Genomic DNA, 18893 nt, shown 5'->3' with positions numbered 1-18893 from the left:
CCGACAACGCGCGCGGAGATCGTGATGTTCCCCCAGCCGCGGAGGGGGAACCCGAGCCCCGCGCTTCCTCCTGGCCGCACGGCGGCCGGGGTCACCCCATCGGCGGAAGATCATGTGGCCGCCCCCCACCGGGAGCGTGAGACTGGAGGGCGTCCGCGTGTCCGGTGAAGGAGAGTCCATGCCCGAGCGGCCCGACGACGGTTCCCAGGAGCGGCTCACCGTGACACCGCCCAAGAAATGGGCCACGGGAGCGCCCGCGGTGATGCACGCGCTGGAGTACTCCCTCGAGCAGACCACCCCGGTACGCACCGGGCAGACACTGCTGACCATGAACCAGGTCGGCGGCATCGACTGCCCCGGCTGCGCCTGGGCCGACCCGGCCCCGGGAGAGCGGCACCGCAACGAGTACTGCGAGAACGGCGCCAAGCACATCAACGACGAGGCGACCACCCGCCGGATCCGTCGCGACTTCTTCCGCGAGCACCCGGTGTCCGAGCTCGCCCGTCGCTCCGACAAATGGCTCAACGACCAGGGCCGGCTCACCGAACCCATGGTCAAGCGGCCCGACTCCGACCACTACGAACCGATCAGCTGGCACGACGCGTTCGGACTGCTCGCCGAGGAACTCACCTCCTTGGACTCGCCCGACGAGGCCGCTTTCTACACCTCGGGCCGCGCCAGCAACGAAGCCGCCTTCGTGCTCCAGCTGTTCGCCCGCGCCTTCGGCACCAACAACCTGCCGGACTGCAGCAACCTGTGCCACGAGTCCAGCGGTTACGCCCTCCACGAGACCCTCGGCACCGGCAAGGGCACGGTCAGCCTGGAGGACATGCACCACGCCGATCTCATCTTCGTCGTGGGGCAGAACCCCGGCTCCAACCACCCCCGCCAGCTCTCCGCCCTGGAGGAGGCCAAGCGCAACGGCGCCCGCATCATCGCCGTGAACCCGCTGCCCGAGGCCGGGCTGCTGCGCTTCAAGAACCCGCAGAAGCCGCGCGGCATCATCGGCCGCGGCACCACCATCGCCGACCGCTTCCTGCAGATCCGCGTCGGTGGCGACCTCGCCCTGTTCCAGGGCCTCAACCGGCTGCTCCTGGAGGCCGAGGACGCCCGCCCCGGCACCGTCCTCGACCACGACTACATCCGCGACAACACCGAGGGCTTCGAGGCGTTCGCCCGGCACATCCGCTCCGTCGACTGGGACGACATCCTCGCCGCGACCGGCCTCACCCGCCAGGAGATCGAGCAGGTTCGCGACGAGGTGCTGCGCTCCGAACGCGTCATCGTCTGCTGGGCGATGGGCATCACCCAGCACAAGCACGCGGTGCCCACCATCCGCGAGTTCGTCAACTTCCTCATGCTGCGCGGCAATCTGGGCCGGGCGGGCGCCGGAGCCTGCCCCGTGCGCGGACACAGCAATGTGCAGGGCGACCGCACCATGGGCATCTGGGAGCAGATGCCCGACTCCTTCCTCGACTCCCTGCAGAAGGAGTTCGGCTTCGACCCGCCCCGCCACCACGGACTCGACTCCGTGAACGCCATCCGCGCGATGCTCGAGGGCCGCGTCAAGTTCTTCCTCTCCCTCGCGGGCAACTTCGTCCGCGCCGCGCCCGACAGCATGGTCACCGAGGAGGCCATGCGAGCCTGCCGGCTCACCGCCCACATCTCCACCAAGCTCAACCGCACGCACACCGTCTGCGGCCGCACGGCGCTGATCCTGCCGACCCTCGGCCGCACCGAACGGGACGTGCAGTCCAGCGGCGAGCAGTTCGTCACCGTGGAGAACTCGATGAGCGAGGTGCACACCTCGCGCGGACGCCTCCAGCCGGCCTCCCCGCTGCTGCTCAGCGAGGTCGCCATCCTCTGCCGCCTCGCCCACCGCACCCTCGCCGGGCGCGGCCCCGACATCCCCTGGGGTGTTTTCGAGTCGGACTACGGCGAGATCCGCGACCGCATCGCCAACGTCGTCCCGGGTTTCCACGACTTCAACCGGCGCGTCACGCGCCCCGGCGGCATCCGGCTGCCCAACGCCGTCAACGAGGGCGTGTTCCACACCGAGGTCGGCAAGGCGCGCTTCACCCGCAACGAGCACGAGGCGCCCAGCGTCCCCGACGGCCACCTGCTGCTGCAGACGCTGCGCTCCCATGACCAGTGGAACACCGTGCCCTACACGGACAACGACCGCTACCGGGGCATCCACGGCAGCAGGCGCGTCGTCCTCGTCAACCCCGACGACCTCACCGCGCTGGGCCTCGCCGACGGGGACCGCGTCGACCTGGTCGGGGTGTGGAAGGACGGCGCGGAGCGGCGCGCGGACGGCTTCACGATCGTGGCGTACCCGACGAAGACCGGGACGGCTGCCGCGTACTACCCGGAGACCAACGTCCTGGTGCCCCTGGACAGCGTCGCCGACGTCAGCAACCAGCCCGCCTCCAAGAGCGTCGTCGTGCGTCTGGAGCGCGCGCCGCGGCCGGCCTCGGTCTCCGTGCCCGGCTGACCGTGCGGCGGAGCGCCGCGCGCCGCAGGATGGGAACCAGGGGGCCGGCGACCCGGGAGGTGCGGTGATGGGCGGCAACGCCGACGACACCGAGTACGACACCGAGAACGGCGAATCCGAGTACGACTTCGAGAACGGCGACTTCGAGAACGGTGATTCCGAGGACGGCGTCGCCGAGGTCGAGGAGGCCTACGGGGAGGGTGACGAGGAGACCGTCCCCCGGCCCCCGGCCACCCCTACGGACACGGACGTGTTCCTCGACGTCCCGCTGCTCAAGGTCGACGAGATCGACCTGGACGTCGAGGATCTCCGCGCCCATGTCTCGCTCCAGGCCGAGGTGCTCGACCTGCTGAGACTGAGCGTCGGCGCGGACGTCTCCCTCGGCCGCGTGCACCTGGGCATATCCGGGGTGGAGGCCCAGGCCCAGCTCAGGGTGCGCCTCGACAACGTGGCCGTGATCGTCAACCGGGTGCTCACCACCGTGGACCGCAACCCGGAGATCCTCACCGAATTGGCCCGGGGCGTGAGCGCCGCCGTGCGGGATGTCGGCGGCGGAGCCCGGGGGTGCCGTGCGGGACGTCGGCGCAGGGGCCGGAGGCGCTGTGCAGGATGTGGGCGCAGGGGCCGGTGGAGCCGTACGCGATGTCGGCGCGGGCACTGGGGAGGCCGTTCAGGGCGTCGGCGCGGGCGCCGGGGAGGCCGTTCAAGAGGTCGGCGGTGTCGCGGAGGGCGTCGGACGCGGTGCCGGGGCAGCCGTGGAAGAGGCCGGCGGGGGAGTGGGACGTACCGTCGAGGGGGTCGGCGCGGAGGCCGGTCAGGTCGTCGAGGGGACGGCGGAGACCGCCACCGGGGCGGCCGGACAGGCCGCGGACACCGCGGGACGGGCGGCGGCGCCCGCCCGCAAGGCGACCCGCTCGGCCGCGAAGAAGCGCACGGCGGCCGAGGGAGCCACCCGCAAACGCCGGGTGCGAGGCGAGGACGGCAAGCTGCCCCCGCGGCCGGCCCGTCGGCGCGCGCCCTCGGAGGAACCCGAAGAGCCGCCCTGAACGCCCACGACGCCGAAGTCCGGTGAGGACATCACCTTCCGCTCCACGGTCCACGCCGACCGCCTCCGCTTCCGGGAGTCGCCCCGCACCGCCGTCCGCTTCCCGGGCACGGGCGAACGCACGTCGGTCAGCCGGAGCGACCGCACGAACCTCCCGGACACGGTCGAGCCCGACGTGGACTACGGCGACGTCACCGTCCACTACCGCCTGGAGACGGGTCTGGGGGAGCCCCCTCCCAACTGACCGGGCAACGCGAGTCCTTCAGGTGAGCGGCCAGGTGCGCAGCGCCGCGTCCGCCATCGCCTGAAACTCGTCCCGCCCGACGCACCCACGGCTCCAAGCGCCTGCGCCACCCGGTCGTCGGCGACCTGACGGTCGAGTACGAGACCCTCACCGTGCCGGGGGACCCCGGCCCGGCTCTCTTCGTCTACACCTGCGAGCCGGGCTCCCCGTCCCAGCGGACGCTGGACCTGCTGGCCGGCTGGACCCTGACGGGGCCGCCCGCCGGCTTCGCGGCGGCCCTGGCCCACCCGGCGCAGTTCGCCCCCGGTGCCAAGTGGGAGTACAGCAACACCAATTACCTCCTCGCCGGACTGATCGTCGAGCGCGTGACGGGACGCCCCGTGCAGGAGGAGATCACCGAACGCGTCATCGACAAGGCGCGCCTGCGCCACACGGCGCTGGCGCTGGCGGTGATGGACGCCGTGGACACGGCGTTCTGTGAGTGAGCGCCCTCCCCGGCACGCTAGTGGGGAGTGCTCCCCGGTTCGCTGGTAGGGTTGCCGACAGGAATCGGGGAGTGCTCCCCGTTTGAATCGCTGGGCAGGGGAGAGGAGCGGCCATGCCGGACAAGGCGCTCGTGCTGGGCGGTGGCGGGCCGGTGGGCGGAGCGTGGCTGACGGGGATGCTCGCCGGTCTCACCGAGGCGGGTGTCGACCTCGACGCCGCCGACGTCCTGATCGGCACCTCCGCCGGCGCCGTCTTCGGCGCACGCCTCCGCTGCGGCACCCCGGCCGCGGAACTGTACGAGCGCCAGCTGTCCGGCGTCGACGCCGTCCGCCTGCCGGTGACCGCACGCCAGACGGCACGGTTCCTCTGGGCGGCCCTCGGCTCCCGCGACCCCGAGCGCTCCATCGCCCGGCTGGGCCGGACGGCGCTGCGCGCCCGCACCGGACCCGAGTCCGACGTGTTCGACACGGTCGGCCGGCTCCTCGGCGAGGCACGCGACTGGCCGGAGCGCGAGCTGCGCATCACGGCCGTGGACGCGCGGACCGGGCAGGTGGCGGCGTTCGGCGCGCGCTCCGGGGTGAAGCTGCTCGAAGCGGTCGCGGCCAGTTGCGCCGTCCCCCTGGTCTGGCCACCGGTCACCGTCGCGTGCCGGCGCTGGATGGACGGGGGCAGCCGATCCACCGCCAACCTCCAGCTGGCGCACGGCAGTCGGCGGATTCTGGCCATCGTGCCGATCCCTCGGGCGGTGGGCCCGCACCCGAGCGCCGCCGACCAGGCCGGGCGGCTCACCCAGGACGGCGCGCGGGTCGTCCTGCTGAGCCCGGACCAGAACGCCCGCCGCGCGATGGGCCGCAACATGGCCGACACCGCACGCGGACGAGCCGCGGCACGGGCTGGCTACGAGCAGGCCCTCCGGGTCGTCGCCGAAGTGGCCGACACCTGGGGTCACTGAGGGACCCGCCTGACACCCGCGCCGCCCCGAAACGCGGTCGCAGCACCGCGCCTCCTTCGGCACACTCGACCCGATGGACGAGATCACCCGCATCGCGCACCGCCTGCAAGAGGCCGACGGAGTCGTCGCGGTCGCCCTCGGCGGCAGCCGCGCCCGCGGCACGCACCGCCCCGATTCGGACGTCGACCTGGGCCTGTACTACCGGGCCCCGCTCGACACGGAAGCCCTGCGCCGCCTGGCCGCCGAGCTGTCCGGGGACACGGTGGAGGTGACCGAGCCCGGCGGCTGGGGCCCCTGGGTGAACGGCGGCGCCTGGCTGACCGTGGAGGGCACCCCCGTCGACTGGATCTACCGCGACCTGGACCGCGTCCGCCGCGTCTGGCAGCAGTGCCGGGACGGACACGTCGAGACGGGCCTCCAGCCCGGCCACCCCTACGGCTTCTCCTCCCACACGTACGCCGGTGAGGTGGCCCTCGGCCGCGTCCTCACCGACCCCACCGGTCAACTGACCGCCCTGCGGGACGACATCCGTTCCGGGTATCCCCGCCCACTGCGCAACGCCGTGGTGGGTCAGGCGCGTTGGGAGGCGCCCTTCACCCTGTCCGTCGCCCGCAAGGGCGTCCCCCGCGGCGACGCGTTCCACGTCGCCGGCTGCCTCTACCGCGCGGTCGGCCTCCTCGTGCACGCCCTGCACTCCGACGCTGGCGCCTGGGTGCTCAACGAGAAGGACGCGGTCCGCTCGGCCGGCGCCCTCCCCGCCGCCCCCGCCGGTTTCACCGCCCGCGCCCACACCCTGTTCGGCACGCTCGGCCCGGCTCCGGACCGCCTCACGGCCGCCCTCGACGACGCCGACCGGCTGGCCGCCGACGTACTGAACGCCCTGCCTGCGGAGTGAGCCGACCTCAACTCGGATCTTTCAGGTGCGGATTGCCGGGTACCCGCCGTCGCGGACGACCCGTACAGGAGGCCGACGTGCCCGGCACGCCGGCCCTTCGCGCACAGAATCCCAGGAGGATCCATGAGCACGGTCAAGGAAACGGTCGACGTGAACGTCCCCGTCCGCCGGGCCTACGACCAGTGGACGCAGTTCGAGGAGTTCCCGCGCTTCATGGAGGGCGTCGAGGAGGTGACGCAGCTCGACGACCGGCACAACCACTGGACCACCAAGATCGCCGGTGTGAAGCGCGAGTTCGACACCGAGATCGTGGACCAGCTCGTCGACGACCGGGTCACCTGGCGCACCGTCGGGGGCGAGACGAAGCAGCGGGGGTCGGTGCGGTTCGAGCCGCTGGACGACACTCGCACCCGCGTCGAGCTCACCATGGACGTCGAGCCGACCGGCGTGGCCGAGAAGGGCGCGGACGCCCTGGGCGTCATCGACCGCCGGGTCAAGGGCGACCTGCACCGCTTCAAGGAGTACATCGAGAACGGCGGCAGCGGCGGCGGCTGGCACGGCCGTATCCGCCCGGAGAACCCGGCCGCCGGCCACTGACAACGGAACACGGGACGCACGAAGGCCGGCCCTCCCCGCGGACGCGGGAGGGCCGGCCTTTCGCGTGACGTACGGCCGGACGGGCGCCGTGCCTGCGTCAGGACTCGACGATCTTGCGGACGTTGTCCACGGAACCGCAGCCGGACTTCAGCTGCCGCTCCCGCTCCTCCCAGAACGCCTTGCCCAGCTCCTCACGCCGCTCCATCGCCACGTTCTCCCGGGCGCCGTTGAGGATCGTGCGCTCCTCCTCGTCGGCATGGTGCGTGACGGCCTCGACGAGCTCCTCCAGCTTCTCGTCCCACTCGTCGCCGCCGATCTCCTCGACCTCCAGCAGCGCCAGCAGGGCCTGGTTGCCCTCGTCGTGCTCCTCCTCGCCGTGCTCGACCTCGTCGTCCTCGATGTTCTTGTACCGCTTCAGCGCGGGGTAGACCTTGGACTCCTCGGCCAGCGCGTGCGCGACCAGCAGGTCCGAGAACTCGCGCAGCGCGGCGCCCCGGTCGTCCTCGACACTGCGCATCCGGCGGAACAGATCCTCCATACGGCGGTGGTCCTGGAGGATGAGCTCGACGACGTCGGAAGTCTCGGGCATGGGACTGCACTCCTTGTATTGAGCGGACTCGGCGGATACCGAATGCCCCGTCGCGCCGGTCTGAGTACTCCCGATTTCCCGCACCGCCCGTCCGGGCCCACCGGCCGGTCAGACCGGCGTGAGGTCGGTGCGGGGGTCGCCCGTGACCCTGCCGACCCATCCCCACCCCAACTCCCACTCCCGCGTCCCGCGGCCGATGTGACGCGGCCCATCCCCGTCCCGCCATACAGGCGAGCGTGTTTCCGCCGGGACGGGGGACACGGTGCGGTATGGCAAGACGAGTGGGTCACGAGGCAGGGACACGGGCGCGGGGAGCGGTACAGGAGCCGACGGCTCTCAAGCGCGCCCTGACGACACCCCTGCTGTACTTCTTCATCCTGGGCGACGTGCTCGGCGCCGGTGTGTACGTCCTGGTCGGACAGGTCGCCGCCGACGCCGGGGGAGCGGTGTGGGTACCGCTCGTCGTGGCCCTGCTGCTGGCGTTGCTGACCGCCGCCTCGTACGCCGAACTGGCGACGAAGTACCCCCGTGCCGGCGGCGCCTCCCACTACGCGACGCGCGCCTTCGGGCCGTTCGCCGGTTTCGTCGCGGGCTTCTGCATGCTCGCCGCCGGCATCGTCTCCGTGGCGGCGCTCGCCCGCGGCTTCGGCGGCGACTACCTGTCGGCCTTCGTGACCCTGCCCGTGGGACTCGTCGCCGTGGTCTTCCTGGGCCTGCTGGCGCTGGTCAACGCGCGCGGCATCAAGGAGTCCACCCGCGCCAACGTCGTCGCCACCGTGATCGAGGTGGGCGGCCTGGCCGTCGTCGTCGTGCTCGGCGCGTGGCTGCTGCTGCGCGGCGACGGCGACCCCGGACGCCTCACCGACCTCGGCACACCGGAGAAGGGCATGGCGGCCGCCGTGCTCAGCGGCTCCGTCCTGGCGTACTACTCCTTCGTCGGGTTCGAGACCTCGGTGAACGTCGCCGAGGAGACCCGCGACCCCCGCCGCTCCTACCCGCGCGCCCTGTTCGGTGCGCTCGGCACCGCCGGCGCCGTGTACGTGCTGGTGGGTCTGGCCGCGTCCGCCGCCGTGCCGACCGCGCAGCTGGCCGGCTCCAGCGGACCGCTGCTGGAGGTGGTGAAGGAGGCGGGCGGCGTGCCGCCCAAGCTGTTCAGCGCCATCGCCCTCGTCGCGGTGGCCAACGGCGCCCTGCTCACCGGCATCATGTCCTCCCGCCTCGCCTACGGCATGGCGAAGGACGGCCTCCTGCCCGGCGCCCTGACCAAGGTGCTGCCCGGCCGCCGCACCCCGTGGGCCGCCATCGCGGTCACCTCGGGGCTCGCGATGCTCCTCGCCCTCACCGGCAGCGTCGCCACCCTCGCCTCCACCCTGGTCCTGCTGCTCCTCATCGTCTTCCTCATGGTCAACACCGCGGTCCTGGTGCTGCGCCGCGACCCTGGGGAGGCCGACCACTTCCGTACACTGGTCGTCCTGCCGGTGCTGGGCATCGCCTCGTGCGTCCTGCTCGCCACGCAGATCGAGGCCGCGGTGTGGCTGCGCGGTCTGGTGATCGTGGCGGTGGGCATGGTGCTGGCCGCGATCAGCGCGGCGCGGCGGTCGCGGCGGGCCGAGGAGAGCACGGAACAGCGCGCGGACCTGGACGTGTCCCGGCCCGGCTGACCTCGGTGCCCCCGGACTCAGGCGCCCACGGTCCCGTCGACGCCCTCGCGCAGGAAGTCGGCGTGCCCGTTGTGACGGGCGTACTCCAGCAGGACGTGCAGCATCACCATCCGCAGCGACACGTCCTCGCCCCACCTCGGCTGGTGCCCGGCCAGGTCGAGGGAGGACGCCTCCCGCTCGATCCGGCGCGAGTTCTCCACCTCCGCCTCCCACGCGGTGAACGCCTCGCTCCTGGTCGACTTGTCGGCGTCGTACGCGGCCTGGAAGTCGACCGTGTCCGACCAGACCATGGGCGCGTCGTTGTCCTGGAACACCCGGCGGAACCAGGCGCGTTCCACCTCGGCCATGTGCCGGACGAGCCCGAGCAGCGACAGCGTGGACGGGGGCATGGAGCGCAGGCGCAGCTCCTCGTCGCTCAGCCCCTCGCACTTCATGGCGAGCGTCGCCCGGTGGTAGTCGAGGAAGGCGCGCAGCGTCTCGCGCTCGCCGCCGAACAGAGGCGGTCCGACCCGGCTGTCGCTCGTCACGGCGGTGGTCTCCTTCTCGTCGACGGACGTACGAGTATGCCGCCACGCGACGGACACCCCTGCCGTCGGCCCGAGCGGACGGCGCTCGCCTCGTTGATCCCGGCGTGACGGCCTAGCCTTTTCAGTAGCGACCGCTGCGGAGAGGTGCGGTGATGGCGCGGCTGCTGTCGGTGAACGTCGGTCTGCCCCGGGACGTGCCCTGGCGGGGCGAGACGGTGCACACCGGGGTCTTCAAGAGCCCGGTGTCCGGCCCGCGCCGCGTCCGGCGCCTCAACATCGAGGGCGACGGGCAGGGGGACCTGCACGGTCACGGCGGCGAGATGCGGGCCGTGCTGGTCTACCAGGCCGACTCCTACCGTCACTGGGCCGTACACCTCGGACGGGACGACCTCGTCCACGGCAACTTCGGCGAGAACTTCACCGTCGACGGGCTCGCCGACGACGAGGTGTGTGTGGGGGACCGCTACCGGATCGGCACGGCGGTCTTCGAGGTCACCCAGCCGCGGGTGACCTGCTACCGCGTGGGCATGCGCCTGGGCGAACCCCGCCTGCCCGCCCTGCTGGTCTCGCACGGCCGCCCGGGCTTCTATCTGCGGGTGATCGACGAGGGTGACGTGGAAGCGGGCCAGGAGATCGTCAAGGTCGCCGACGGGCCGGAACGCATGACCGTCGCGGAGATCGACGCCCTGCTCTACCGCCCGCCCCACCCCGCCGACCGCCTCGAACGGGCGCTGCGGGTGGACGCCCTCAGCCCGGGCTGGCAGGCGTCGTTCCGCGCCCTGCTCGACCAGGCGCGTGACGAAGGCGGCGGGGCCGTCGGCAACGCGGGACTCAGTCCGGTGTCGGTCACCCGTCCGGCGTGGGACGGCTTCCGGCCCCTGCGCGTCGAACGCGTCGTCGACGAGACGCCGGACGTCCGCTCCCTCTGGCTCACCGCTCCCGACGGGACACCGCTGCCCGCCGCGCGCCCGGGCCAGTACCTCACCGTGCGCACCCCGCGGACGGACGAGGCGCCGGGGACGGTGCGGTCCTACTCCCTCTCCGGGCCGCCCGGCGCCCCCGGCTACCGGATCAGCGTGAAGCGGGAGGAGCACGGGCGGGCCAGTACCTGGCTGCACACCGGCGTCCGGGCCGGCGACGGCCTTCAGGCGGCGGCGCCCCGGGGCGCGTTCGTCCTCCAGGACCTGCGGGAGGACCCGCGTCCCGTGGTGCTCGTCTCCGCCGGTGTCGGCGTCACCCCGCTCCTCGCCATGCTGTACGCCCTCGCCGACGACGCCTCGCGGCGCCAGGTCTGGTGGCTGCACGCGACGCGGAACGGGCGCACCCACGCCTTCGCCGGCGAGATCCGCGGCCTGCTGTCCCGAATCCCCGACGCCCGGCTCCGCGTGTTCTACAGCAGGCCCGGGCCCGAGGACCACCTCGACGCCGGGACCACGTCCGGCCGGCTGACCGCCGACGCCGTCGCGGAACTCGGCCTTCCCCACGACGCCCAGGCGTACCTGTGCGGACCGGACCTCTTCATGCGGGGCATCACCGAAGCCCTGCAGCACCACGGCGTCGACCCGCTCCACATCCACACGGAGATCTTCGGAGCCACCCCCGGCTCCACACCGGGCATCGCGGTCAGGGAGCGCCCGGGTCCGCACTCCCTGCCGTCCTCGGGCCCGGGGCCCCGCGTGGAGTTCGCGCGCAGCCAGGTGAGCGCGACGTGGAACGGCGACCATCACAGCCTCCTGGAGCTGGCCGAGGCCTGCGACGTGCCGACCAGGTGGTCCTGTCGCACGGGAGTGTGCCGTACCTGCGAGACGGCACTGATGTCGGGCGCGGTCGACTACACCACCGAGCCCGTCGAGCAGCCCCCGCCGAGCTCGGCCCTCATCTGCTGCTCGCGGCCCGACGGGGACGTCGTCCTCGACCTCTGAGGCGCTCGGCGGCCGGTGACAGTGGCCGACCCGCCGCCGCCCCGAGCTGTGGAGAGTCCGTTTTCGGCCGTTCCGGCGAGCCCGCCCCCGATCACGCCGTTCGCGGGCCGGCCGCGTCCTATGCTTCTACGCGTCTGTAGAAACGGGCCCGTCGGGCGACGGGTCCGAGGCACGCACGTACGCACAAAGGAGTGGACGCCGCCATGGTGTTCAAACGACTGCTCGGATCCCTCGGCGTGGGCGGCCCCACGGTCGACACGGTCCTCGACCCGGGTCCGGCCCGGCCCGGTGGCGCGCTGACCGGCCAGGTCCATCTCGAGGGCGGGCAGGCCGACTTCGACATCGAGCACATCACCCTGGAGCTGGTGGCCCGGGCCGAGGCGGAGCACGCCGAGGGGGAGAGCGAAGGCGTCGTCGTCTTCGAACGGTTCACCGTCGGCGGCGGTTTCCGCCTCGCCGCGGGGCAGCGGCACAGCGTCCCCTTCACGGTCACGCTGCCGTGGGAGACGCCGGTCACCGAACTGCACGGCCAGCACCTCGGCATCGTCCTCGGCGTGCGCACCGAACTCGCGGTGGCCGGCGCCCGGGACAAGGGCGACCTGGACCAGCTGAGCATCGCCCCGCTGCCCGCTCAGGAGGCGATCCTCGAGGCGTTCGGGCAGCTCGGCTTCGGCTTCAAGTCCGCCGACCTCGAATACGGCCACATCGCCGGCACCGGCCAGCAACTGCCGTTCTACCAGGAGATCGAGCTCACCCCGGCGCCCCGGTACGCCCACCAGGTCAATGAGATCGAGGTGACCTTCCTGGCGAACCCGGGCGGCGTCGAGGTGGTCCTGGAGGCGGACAAGCGCGGCGGCCTCTTCTCCGGCGGTCACGACGCGCTGACCCGCTTCACGGTCGGCCACCACGACTCGCGCGACTGGACCACGGAAGTGGACGGCTGGGTACGGCAGTTGACCGAACGGCACGGTGGCGCCCACGCTCACGGCGGCCCGTACGCCGTGCACGGCCACCACGGTCACCACGGCCACGACGGTCACCACCGGAGCGGCCCCGGCATGGGCACCGCCATCGCCGCGGGCGCCGCGGGCCTCGCCGTCGGCGTCGTCGGCGGCATGGTCGCGGCCGAAGTCGTCGACGAGGTGGGCGACTTCTTCGAGGGGGACGAGGAGGACGAGGGCTGATCGGGATTCGCCCTCTGCTGATAACTTCTACAGTAGTGTAGAAACAACAGGGAGCCCGGACGACCCCCTTCCGTCCGGGCTCCCGCCCGACACGTACGGAGCTTCCATGGCCCTGTGGGACCGCCTCAAGGAGTCCGCATCGTCGATGCAGACCCAGCTCATGGCGAAGAAGAACGACCTGAAGAGCGGTGCGTTCCGGGACGCGAGCATGGCGATGTGCGCGCTCGTCGCCGCCGCCGACGGCACCGTCGACCCGGTCGAGCGTCAGCGCGTCGCCCAGCTCATCGCCACCAACGAGGTGCTGCAGAACTTCCCCGCCGACGACCTGCGCCGCCGCTTCGAGGACAACCTGAACAAGCTCACCACCGACTTCGCCTTCGGCAAGGTGAGCGTCATCCAGGAGATCGCCAAGGCGAAGAAGAAGCCCGCCGAGGCACGGGCCGTGATCCAGATCGGCATCGTCATCGGCGGCGCCGACGGCGACTTCGACAAGGACGAGCAGGCCGTGGTCCGCGAGGCGTGCTACGCGCTGGACCTGCCGCCCCACGAGTTCGACCTCTGACCGGCCACCACGCACGGAGGGCCGGCACCGTCACGGTGCCGGCCCTCCGCGCGTCCTGGCCGCCTACAGCGGTGTCGCGGCGTGCAGGATGAGCACCATCGTCACCGCGGAGTTCGCGGACGACATCGCCGACACGGCCGCCCCCGTGGCCGCGCCCCACGCCGCGACACCCACCGCCGTGAAGAGCGACGGCCACGTACGCACCGCCGGCGCGGGCCCGAGCAGCGCGGCCACCCGGCGCGGCAGCCCTGCCGCTGCCAGACCCGCCAGACCGGCCGGCGTGGCGGCCGGGCCGCCCCGCGACACCAGCGCCGCCTTGCCGATCGCACGCGCCACCGTACGACGGCTGCCGACCGCCTGTGCCGCGTCCTCGTCCGCCCACCGCTCCGTCGTGTACGACACCGCCGTACGCAGCGGCCGCAGGAACGGGTTGGCCTGCGCGGCGAGCCGCACCGCGAGCAGGAAACGGTGGTGACGGGCGGACAGATGCGCCCGCTCATGGGCGAACAGCGCCCGCCGCTCGGCCGGTTCCAGACACTCCAGCAGACCCGTGGTGACCACCACCCGGTCCCGCCGGCCGCCGCCCGGCAGCGCGTACGCGTACGGGGTGCTGTCCGGCAGGACGGCCACCTCCGTGTCCCGCAGCCCCGCGAGCGCCCGATGGGCCCGACGGCGCACGCGCGCGTGCCGCCACCACGTACGGCCGCACACGGCCAGCACCGCGAACAGCGCGGGGATCGCCGCCTTGCCCGCCACCTCGTCGTACGGCACCGCCGCCCGCACCTCCGGGTCCGACCAGCCGTCGGGCAGCGGATTGCCGGGCAGCTGGGCCGTGCCGACCACCATCACCAGGGCGAGACAGAGCGTGCTGCACACCGCCATCACCGCGGCCACCCCGGTCAGCAGCCGCGTCGCGGTGCGCGGATGCAGATGCTGCTCGGCGAGGCGTGCGATCGGCCACGCCGTCAGTGGCAGCACCAGCGGCAGAAAGACGAAGACGCCCATGAGGCTTCAGTCTTCCCCGTCGTGCCCCGTCGGACGCAACAGCTCCCGCAGCAGCCGCTCGTCGTCCGGCCCGAGGCCGGTCACGAAACTGGCCAGCACGGCCTCGCGGTCGCTCTCGGAGTCCAGCACCTTGCGCATCCGACGGGCGGCCAGACCCGCCTGGTCCAGCGCGCAGGTCCAGGCGAACGACCGCCCGGCCCGCTCCCGCGTGACGGCGCCTTTGGCCAGCAGCCGGGTCAGGATGGTGATCACGGTCGTGTACGCGAGATCGCCGCCGAGGCGCTCCTGCACCCAGCCGGCGGTGGCCGGGCCGTCGGCCTTCCGCAGCGCCGACAGGACCAGAGCCTCCAGCTCGCCCTGCCCCCGCCGTCGGGGACGCTGCCGCTGCTCGCCCACGTCCTGTCTCCCTCCTGCCGCCGTGCTTTCTCCCGCGTTTCCCGCGCGGACATCGTATAGACGCCTGAGGTAGGCCCGGCCGTACGCCATGACGGGCGGGAGCGGGCCGGCGTCCACGACGTACGGTCCCACGCCCTGCCGCGTGATCTCTACAGTGATGTAGATTCGTAGCTCCGGACCCGAGCCGCGGGCCCGACCGCACCCGCCGAGAAGGAGCACACCGTGGGAGTTTCCCTGTCCAAGGGCGGCAACGTCTCGCTCAGCAAGGAGGCGCCGGGTCTGACCGCCGTCCTGGTCGGCCTCGGCTGGGACGTCCGTACGACCACCGGCACCGACTACGACCTCGACGCGTCCGCCCTGCTCCTCGACGCCTCCGGCAAGGTGCTGTCGGACCAGCACTTCGTCTTCTACAACAACCTGCGCAGCCCCGACGGTTCGGTCGAGCACACCGGCGACAACCTCACCGGTGAGGGCGAGGGTGACGACGAGAGCGTCAAGGTGAACCTCGCGGCCGTGCCCGCCGAGGTCGACCGGATCGTGTTCCCCGTCTCCATCCACGACGCGCAGAACCGCGGCCAGAGCTTCGGCCAGGTCCGCAACGCGTTCATCCGGATCGTCAACCAGAACGGCGGCGCGGAGATCGCCCGCTACGACCTCTCCGAGGACGCGTCCACCGAGACGGCGATGGTCTTCGGCGAGCTGTACCGTCACGGCGCCGAATGGAAGTTCCGCGCGGTCGGGCAGGGTTACGCTTCCGGCCTGGCCGGTATCGCCGCCGATTTCGGCGTGAACGTCTGACCCGGAGAGACGAAGGGAGCGGGAGACCATGTTCGGACTGAGCGAACTGGCCATCATCCTCATCGTCGTCATCGCGATCGTGCTGGCCAAGAAGGGCCCCGAACTGGCGCGCAACGCGGGCAAGTCGGCCCGCATCCTCAAGGCCGAGGCGCGCGCGATGAAGGAGGCGGAGGAGCAGCAGGGGGCGGACACGCCTCCGCGGGTCATCCAGGGCGAGACGATCCTGGGCCGCGAGGAACAGCCGCCCAAGGACGGCCCGCGCCCGTAGCCGGCCGCACGGCTGCCGGGACCGCCTGGAGGGCGATCAGCCCGGCAGCCGTGGCCCGGAAACCGCAGGCGTCGAGATAGAACGCCCGCAGGTGCTCCTCGAAGTCGACGTGCAGCCAGTGACATCCGGCGGCACGGCTCCCTTCGGCGGCGAGCCGGACGAGCGAGGTCCCGACGCCGCCCCCGCGGCACCTTCTGGCCACGACGGTGTCCAACAAGAAGGCATGAACCCCGCCGTCCCAGGCGACATTGACGAACCCGACCAACTCCCCACGGTCCCGGGCGCAAACCCACCCAAGACTGTGCCGCGCCAGCCTCCCCCGCCAGTCGACCACCCCGACGGGCCCGCCGAACCCTTCGGCGTGCAGGGCATTGAGGGCATCGTTGTCGACGTCGCCGCGCCATTCGTAGGTGATGGTCATGAGCGTGAAGTATGCCCAAGACTGCCCAGGAGGCGATCCCACGCACACGCTCCATGGTGACACCGTCGCGCTGCTTGCGCCGGAGCCGCTACTCGCCCCCGGATGACCGTGGGGAGCTCACACATGCCCAAGAGTCTTTCCTTGGACATGGCGTCGATCAAGCGAGGTCCAGTCACCACGCACCCCTTCCACGCCGCGCAGCCGCACCCAGACCGCCCTCCGAGGCGCACATGTGTCTCCAGCTGGGCGGTGTCCGGGCCGCGCCGGATCTCGACCGTCGGCAGTTCACCACCGCTCACGCGCGGAGTGCCGCCCCTCATGGTCGAGCTCGATCTCCACCGCACCGAACAGATCATCCTGGACGGGCGCGTGCACGATCGAATCCATGGACACTCCCTGACTCCTCACTGATCACATATCTCAAGCCTCTGTCGGACTGCCTCGAACGGGAAAGCCGCCGTCCGGCTCTCCGTCCGGAACCGGCGGTAGAAGTCCCCCATCACCTCCGCGACCGGCGCGTACCGCGCGACGACATCGGCGATGACCGCGGGCATCCGCACTGGCCGGACCCCTTCGGCGCACGTCCGCACGAAGGTCGCACGCTCGTCGGGCCCATGTCCGAGCAGAGCCACGATCAGCCAATTCACCAGATGCGTGACGGCATAACACCGGTCGTACAGGCAGTGCTGCTCGAAGAACTCCGCTTCATCTCGGCCCAGTTCAAAACGAGACGAGAACGCCAGCCCGAAGTCGGTGAAGAAGAGCCGACGGCCGTCGGTCAGGATGTTCTCGAAGTGCGCGTCGAAATGCAGCGCCCCGTTGGCGTTCATGAACGCGATGCCCGCACTCAACTCGTCGTCCACCATGGTGCAGGCCCGCTCAGCAGCCTCCCCGCCGGCGTGTATCCGCTCACCAAGCCAGTCGTGCAAGTTCTGCGGAATGTATTCCAGGAACAGCAGCAGACTCGCCGACGACCCCCGCAGCGCCTCGATGCGGCACCGCACCTCGGGCCCGCCACCCCAATACGCGACCGCCCGCTCCACATCTGCCAGTTCATCGGGAAGCGGCCGGCCCTCGTCCGGCAGCACCCGCCAGTGATGCAGCACCGGGAAGCCCTCGTACCGCCCCCCGATCACCCACTCCGTCGTCATACGGTGTACAGCCAGCTCCCGCCACGCCCCGAAGCCCGGGCCGCCGATCGTGCCGACCCCGTAGTGACAGAAGAGCGGCAGCTCGAAGAGGTTCCGCGTGGAATGCAGATGCTCGGGCCGGCGCTCCAGATCGGTCAGGCGTACCCGCTTGACGAAGACGGGCGTACCGTCGACGTCGACCAGTACCCGGTCCCCGCCGATGCCGGACCCCAACGGCCGCCCCGCGTCCATGAGTTCACGCAGCCCGCGCTCGTCGCACATCGCCAGCGAAGCGGAAACAGCACCATGGGTAGCCAGGCGCGCACCGCGCGACATGCCACCGTGCTCCACGGACGCCTCCCCATCACGGAGCGAAACGGTGTGCCACCGTACCCTCCCCACCCTCCCCCACGTGCCGGAGGCGCACCGCTCGCCGCACCTTCACCGCAGCGTCTGCGTCAGCTCACTCCGCCCCGCCGCGTGCACCACGCGCCCGTACGCGCCGTTGACGATCGGCATGTACGGCGGGACGTGCCCGCACTCGACGTCGGCGATGATCGGCACGTTCAGGGAGCCGAGCGCGTCGAGGACTGCCTCGTGCTGGGTGAGGGACCGGCTGTCCGGAGCCGCGGTCCGGCCGACCAGGATGGCGTTCGCGCCCTCGAAGAACCCGGCGAGCCTCATACCGTGCAGATTGCGGCAGACGGTGAAGGCGTCGCTGTCGCACACCTCCACGTACAAGAGCAGCCCGTCGGGCGCCATGTCGCGGGCGAACGCCGGCATGTCGAGACAGGGCGTCCCCGCGAGATTGCACAGTGTCTCGACGCAGCCGCCGATCAGCCTCCCCTCGACGTCCACGTCCCCCGTGCCGTCCAGCCGGGTCCAGCCGCCCTGAGCGTCGAGCGTGTACTGCCGTACATCGGGGAACGCGGCGTAGTCGTCGTAGCCGACGGTGCGGTGACGGCCGGGCGGTGTCTGCGTGAACGACGCGCCCGGCGGCGCGGCCGCGATGTCCAACCATGACAGCAGCCCCTCCGGCACGCTGTACGGCGTGTCCATGAGGTTGTTGCCGTGGAGCGTCGCCGTGCCCGTGAGCAGCGTGAGCGGGGTCATGAGAGTCGACATGTCGGAGAAGCCGACGACCCACGTCGGTTCCGCCTCACGCAACCGGTCCCAGTCCAGCAGCGGGATCAGGTCGATCGCGGTCTCCCCGCCCCACGGCGGAACGATCGCCCTGATCGTGGGATCCGTCAGCATCGACATCAACTCGCTCGCACGGTCGGCGGCAGAGGCGCTGACGTGACCCGAACCGTCCATGCACTTCCCGACGACCACCTCGTACCCCCGTGCCCGGATGTCATGGACGGCCACCTCCAGGCGCGCGCTTAGCGCATCCGGGACTCCGCTGGAGGGCGAGGTCACACCGACACGGTCACCGGGACGCAGGGGAGAGGGGTATCGCACCGTCATGCGGGGATCTTGACACGGCGCCGCGCCGGGCCGACAGCGAGTTTTCACCGTCCAGGCGGCCCACCCGTCACACGTGAGGAACACCCCCAGGGCGACATCGACCAGGACGGCGTCCGCGACCTCACCGAACTCCTCGAGGAGCGCTCCCGACAGGCGCAGAACGGCGACGCCCCCACCGCCGCACTCGGCGACTGACCGATCCGGGCAGACGTGGTGCCCGGTCCGCGTGGACCAGGCACCACAA

The 18893-nt window shown here is 71.8% G+C and carries 19 protein-coding genes and 3 pseudogenes; 14 read left to right on the top strand and 8 right to left on the bottom strand.

Annotated elements, in window-relative coordinates; translation table 11 throughout:
- The first annotated feature begins 178 nt into the window (after window positions 1-178).
- Complete coding sequence (locus AY578_RS00545) at window positions 179-2497, top strand: FdhF/YdeP family oxidoreductase (protein WP_019523058.1); 2319 nt, start codon at window positions 179-181, stop codon at window positions 2495-2497.
- Here the strand turns inward: AY578_RS00545 and AY578_RS33785 are convergent.
- Window positions 2415-2816, bottom strand: coding sequence for a hypothetical protein (locus tag AY578_RS33785; protein WP_337663091.1), 402 nt, complete (start codon window positions 2814-2816; stop codon window positions 2415-2417). The genes AY578_RS00545 and AY578_RS33785 overlap by 83 nt on opposite strands.
- Window positions 2817-3273: 457 nt before the next feature.
- On the opposite strand from AY578_RS33785, the gene AY578_RS33780 reads away from it, so the two are divergent.
- The 6 genes and pseudogenes from AY578_RS33780 (at window position 3274) to AY578_RS00515 (ending at window position 6716) form a co-directional block, all read left to right on the top strand.
- Complete coding sequence (locus AY578_RS33780; RefSeq protein ID WP_337663090.1) at window positions 3274-3543, top strand: hypothetical protein; 270 nt, start codon at window positions 3274-3276, stop codon at window positions 3541-3543.
- Between the two features lie 323 nt (window positions 3544-3866).
- Window positions 3867-4007: pseudogene (locus AY578_RS00535) on the top strand (MmyB family transcriptional regulator); the annotation flags it as partial.
- A 51-nt stretch (window positions 4008-4058) separates the two neighbouring features.
- A pseudogene (locus tag AY578_RS00530) lies at window positions 4059-4223 on the top strand (serine hydrolase); the annotation flags it as partial.
- A gap of 161 nt (window positions 4224-4384) precedes the next feature.
- Complete coding sequence (locus AY578_RS00525) at window positions 4385-5224, top strand: patatin-like phospholipase family protein (protein ID WP_258901582.1); 840 nt, start codon at window positions 4385-4387, stop codon at window positions 5222-5224.
- A gap of 73 nt (window positions 5225-5297) precedes the next feature.
- On the top strand, window positions 5298-6119 hold the full coding sequence (locus tag AY578_RS00520; protein WP_019523055.1) for a nucleotidyltransferase domain-containing protein: 822 nt from the start codon (window positions 5298-5300) through the stop codon (window positions 6117-6119).
- A gap of 123 nt (window positions 6120-6242) precedes the next feature.
- The gene (locus AY578_RS00515) at window positions 6243-6716 is read left to right on the top strand and encodes an SRPBCC family protein (RefSeq protein WP_019523054.1); all 474 of its coding nucleotides are present in this window, start codon (window positions 6243-6245) and stop codon (window positions 6714-6716) included.
- A 97-nt stretch (window positions 6717-6813) separates the two neighbouring features.
- Here the strand turns inward: AY578_RS00515 and AY578_RS00510 are convergent, their stop codons facing one another.
- Window positions 6814-7305 (bottom strand): hemerythrin domain-containing protein, encoded by a 492-nt coding sequence (locus tag AY578_RS00510; protein ID WP_019523053.1) that lies wholly within the window; start codon window positions 7303-7305, stop codon window positions 6814-6816.
- A gap of 269 nt (window positions 7306-7574) precedes the next feature.
- On the opposite strand from AY578_RS00510, the gene AY578_RS00505 reads away from it, so the two are divergent.
- Entirely contained in the window at window positions 7575-8966 is a 1392-nt protein-coding gene (locus AY578_RS00505) for an APC family permease (RefSeq protein ID WP_251143400.1), read from the top strand.
- A gap of 17 nt (window positions 8967-8983) precedes the next feature.
- On the opposite strand, the gene AY578_RS00500 is transcribed toward AY578_RS00505, so the two are convergent.
- The gene (locus AY578_RS00500; protein ID WP_026243551.1) at window positions 8984-9493 is read right to left on the bottom strand and encodes a DinB family protein; all 510 of its coding nucleotides are present in this window, start codon (window positions 9491-9493) and stop codon (window positions 8984-8986) included.
- A gap of 152 nt (window positions 9494-9645) precedes the next feature.
- On the opposite strand from AY578_RS00500, the gene AY578_RS00495 reads away from it, so the two are divergent.
- The 3 genes from AY578_RS00495 (at window position 9646) to AY578_RS00485 (ending at window position 13161) form a co-directional block, all read left to right on the top strand.
- Window positions 9646-11415, top strand: coding sequence for an MOSC and FAD-binding oxidoreductase domain-containing protein (locus AY578_RS00495; RefSeq protein WP_215188927.1), 1770 nt, complete (start codon window positions 9646-9648; stop codon window positions 11413-11415).
- Window positions 11416-11618: 203 nt separating this feature from the next.
- The gene (locus AY578_RS00490; RefSeq protein ID WP_028958904.1) at window positions 11619-12599 is read left to right on the top strand and encodes a sporulation protein; all 981 of its coding nucleotides are present in this window, start codon (window positions 11619-11621) and stop codon (window positions 12597-12599) included.
- A 106-nt stretch (window positions 12600-12705) separates the two neighbouring features.
- Window positions 12706-13161, top strand: a complete 456-nt coding sequence (locus tag AY578_RS00485) for a tellurite resistance TerB family protein (protein WP_019523048.1) — start codon at window positions 12706-12708, stop codon at window positions 13159-13161.
- 63 nt (window positions 13162-13224) lie between these two features.
- On the opposite strand, the gene AY578_RS00480 is transcribed toward AY578_RS00485, so the two are convergent.
- Window positions 13225-14166 (bottom strand): M56 family metallopeptidase, encoded by a 942-nt coding sequence (locus tag AY578_RS00480; RefSeq protein WP_258901568.1) that lies wholly within the window; start codon window positions 14164-14166, stop codon window positions 13225-13227.
- 6 nt (window positions 14167-14172) lie between these two features.
- The gene (locus tag AY578_RS00475) at window positions 14173-14562 is read right to left on the bottom strand and encodes a BlaI/MecI/CopY family transcriptional regulator (RefSeq protein ID WP_019523046.1); all 390 of its coding nucleotides are present in this window, start codon (window positions 14560-14562) and stop codon (window positions 14173-14175) included.
- 222 nt (window positions 14563-14784) lie between these two features.
- On the opposite strand from AY578_RS00475, the gene AY578_RS00470 reads away from it, so the two are divergent.
- Together AY578_RS00470 and AY578_RS00465 are read left to right on the top strand one after the other, a co-directional pair.
- On the top strand, window positions 14785-15360 hold the full coding sequence (locus AY578_RS00470) for a TerD family protein (protein WP_019523045.1): 576 nt from the start codon (window positions 14785-14787) through the stop codon (window positions 15358-15360).
- Between the two features lie 28 nt (window positions 15361-15388).
- Window positions 15389-15628, top strand: coding sequence for a twin-arginine translocase TatA/TatE family subunit (locus AY578_RS00465; RefSeq protein WP_019523044.1), 240 nt, complete (start codon window positions 15389-15391; stop codon window positions 15626-15628).
- Between the two features lie 28 nt (window positions 15629-15656).
- Here the strand turns inward: AY578_RS00465 and AY578_RS00460 are convergent.
- The 3 genes and pseudogenes from AY578_RS00460 to AY578_RS00450 all read right to left on the bottom strand — a co-directional run.
- Window positions 15657-16049 (bottom strand): annotated as a pseudogene (locus AY578_RS00460) (GNAT family N-acetyltransferase); the annotation flags it as partial.
- Between the two features lie 404 nt (window positions 16050-16453).
- Window positions 16454-17515: a protein kinase family protein gene (locus AY578_RS00455; RefSeq protein ID WP_020700031.1), complete on the bottom strand. Its 1062-nt coding sequence runs from the start codon at window positions 17513-17515 to the stop codon at window positions 16454-16456.
- A 105-nt stretch (window positions 17516-17620) separates the two neighbouring features.
- Window positions 17621-18649 (bottom strand): S66 family peptidase, encoded by a 1029-nt coding sequence (locus AY578_RS00450; protein ID WP_258901565.1) that lies wholly within the window; start codon window positions 18647-18649, stop codon window positions 17621-17623.
- 9 nt (window positions 18650-18658) lie between these two features.
- On the opposite strand from AY578_RS00450, the gene AY578_RS00445 reads away from it, so the two are divergent.
- Window positions 18659-18844, top strand: coding sequence for a hypothetical protein (locus AY578_RS00445; RefSeq protein WP_106432448.1), 186 nt, complete (start codon window positions 18659-18661; stop codon window positions 18842-18844).
- Window positions 18845-18893 lie beyond the last annotated feature (49 nt).

It is taken from the genome of Streptomyces thermocarboxydus (genome assembly GCF_024760485.1).
Lineage (GTDB): Bacteria > Actinomycetota > Actinomycetes > Streptomycetales > Streptomycetaceae > Streptomyces > Streptomyces cellulosae.
The sequence above is the reverse complement of the archived record's forward strand: the minus strand, read 5'-3'. Positions and strand labels throughout refer to the sequence as shown.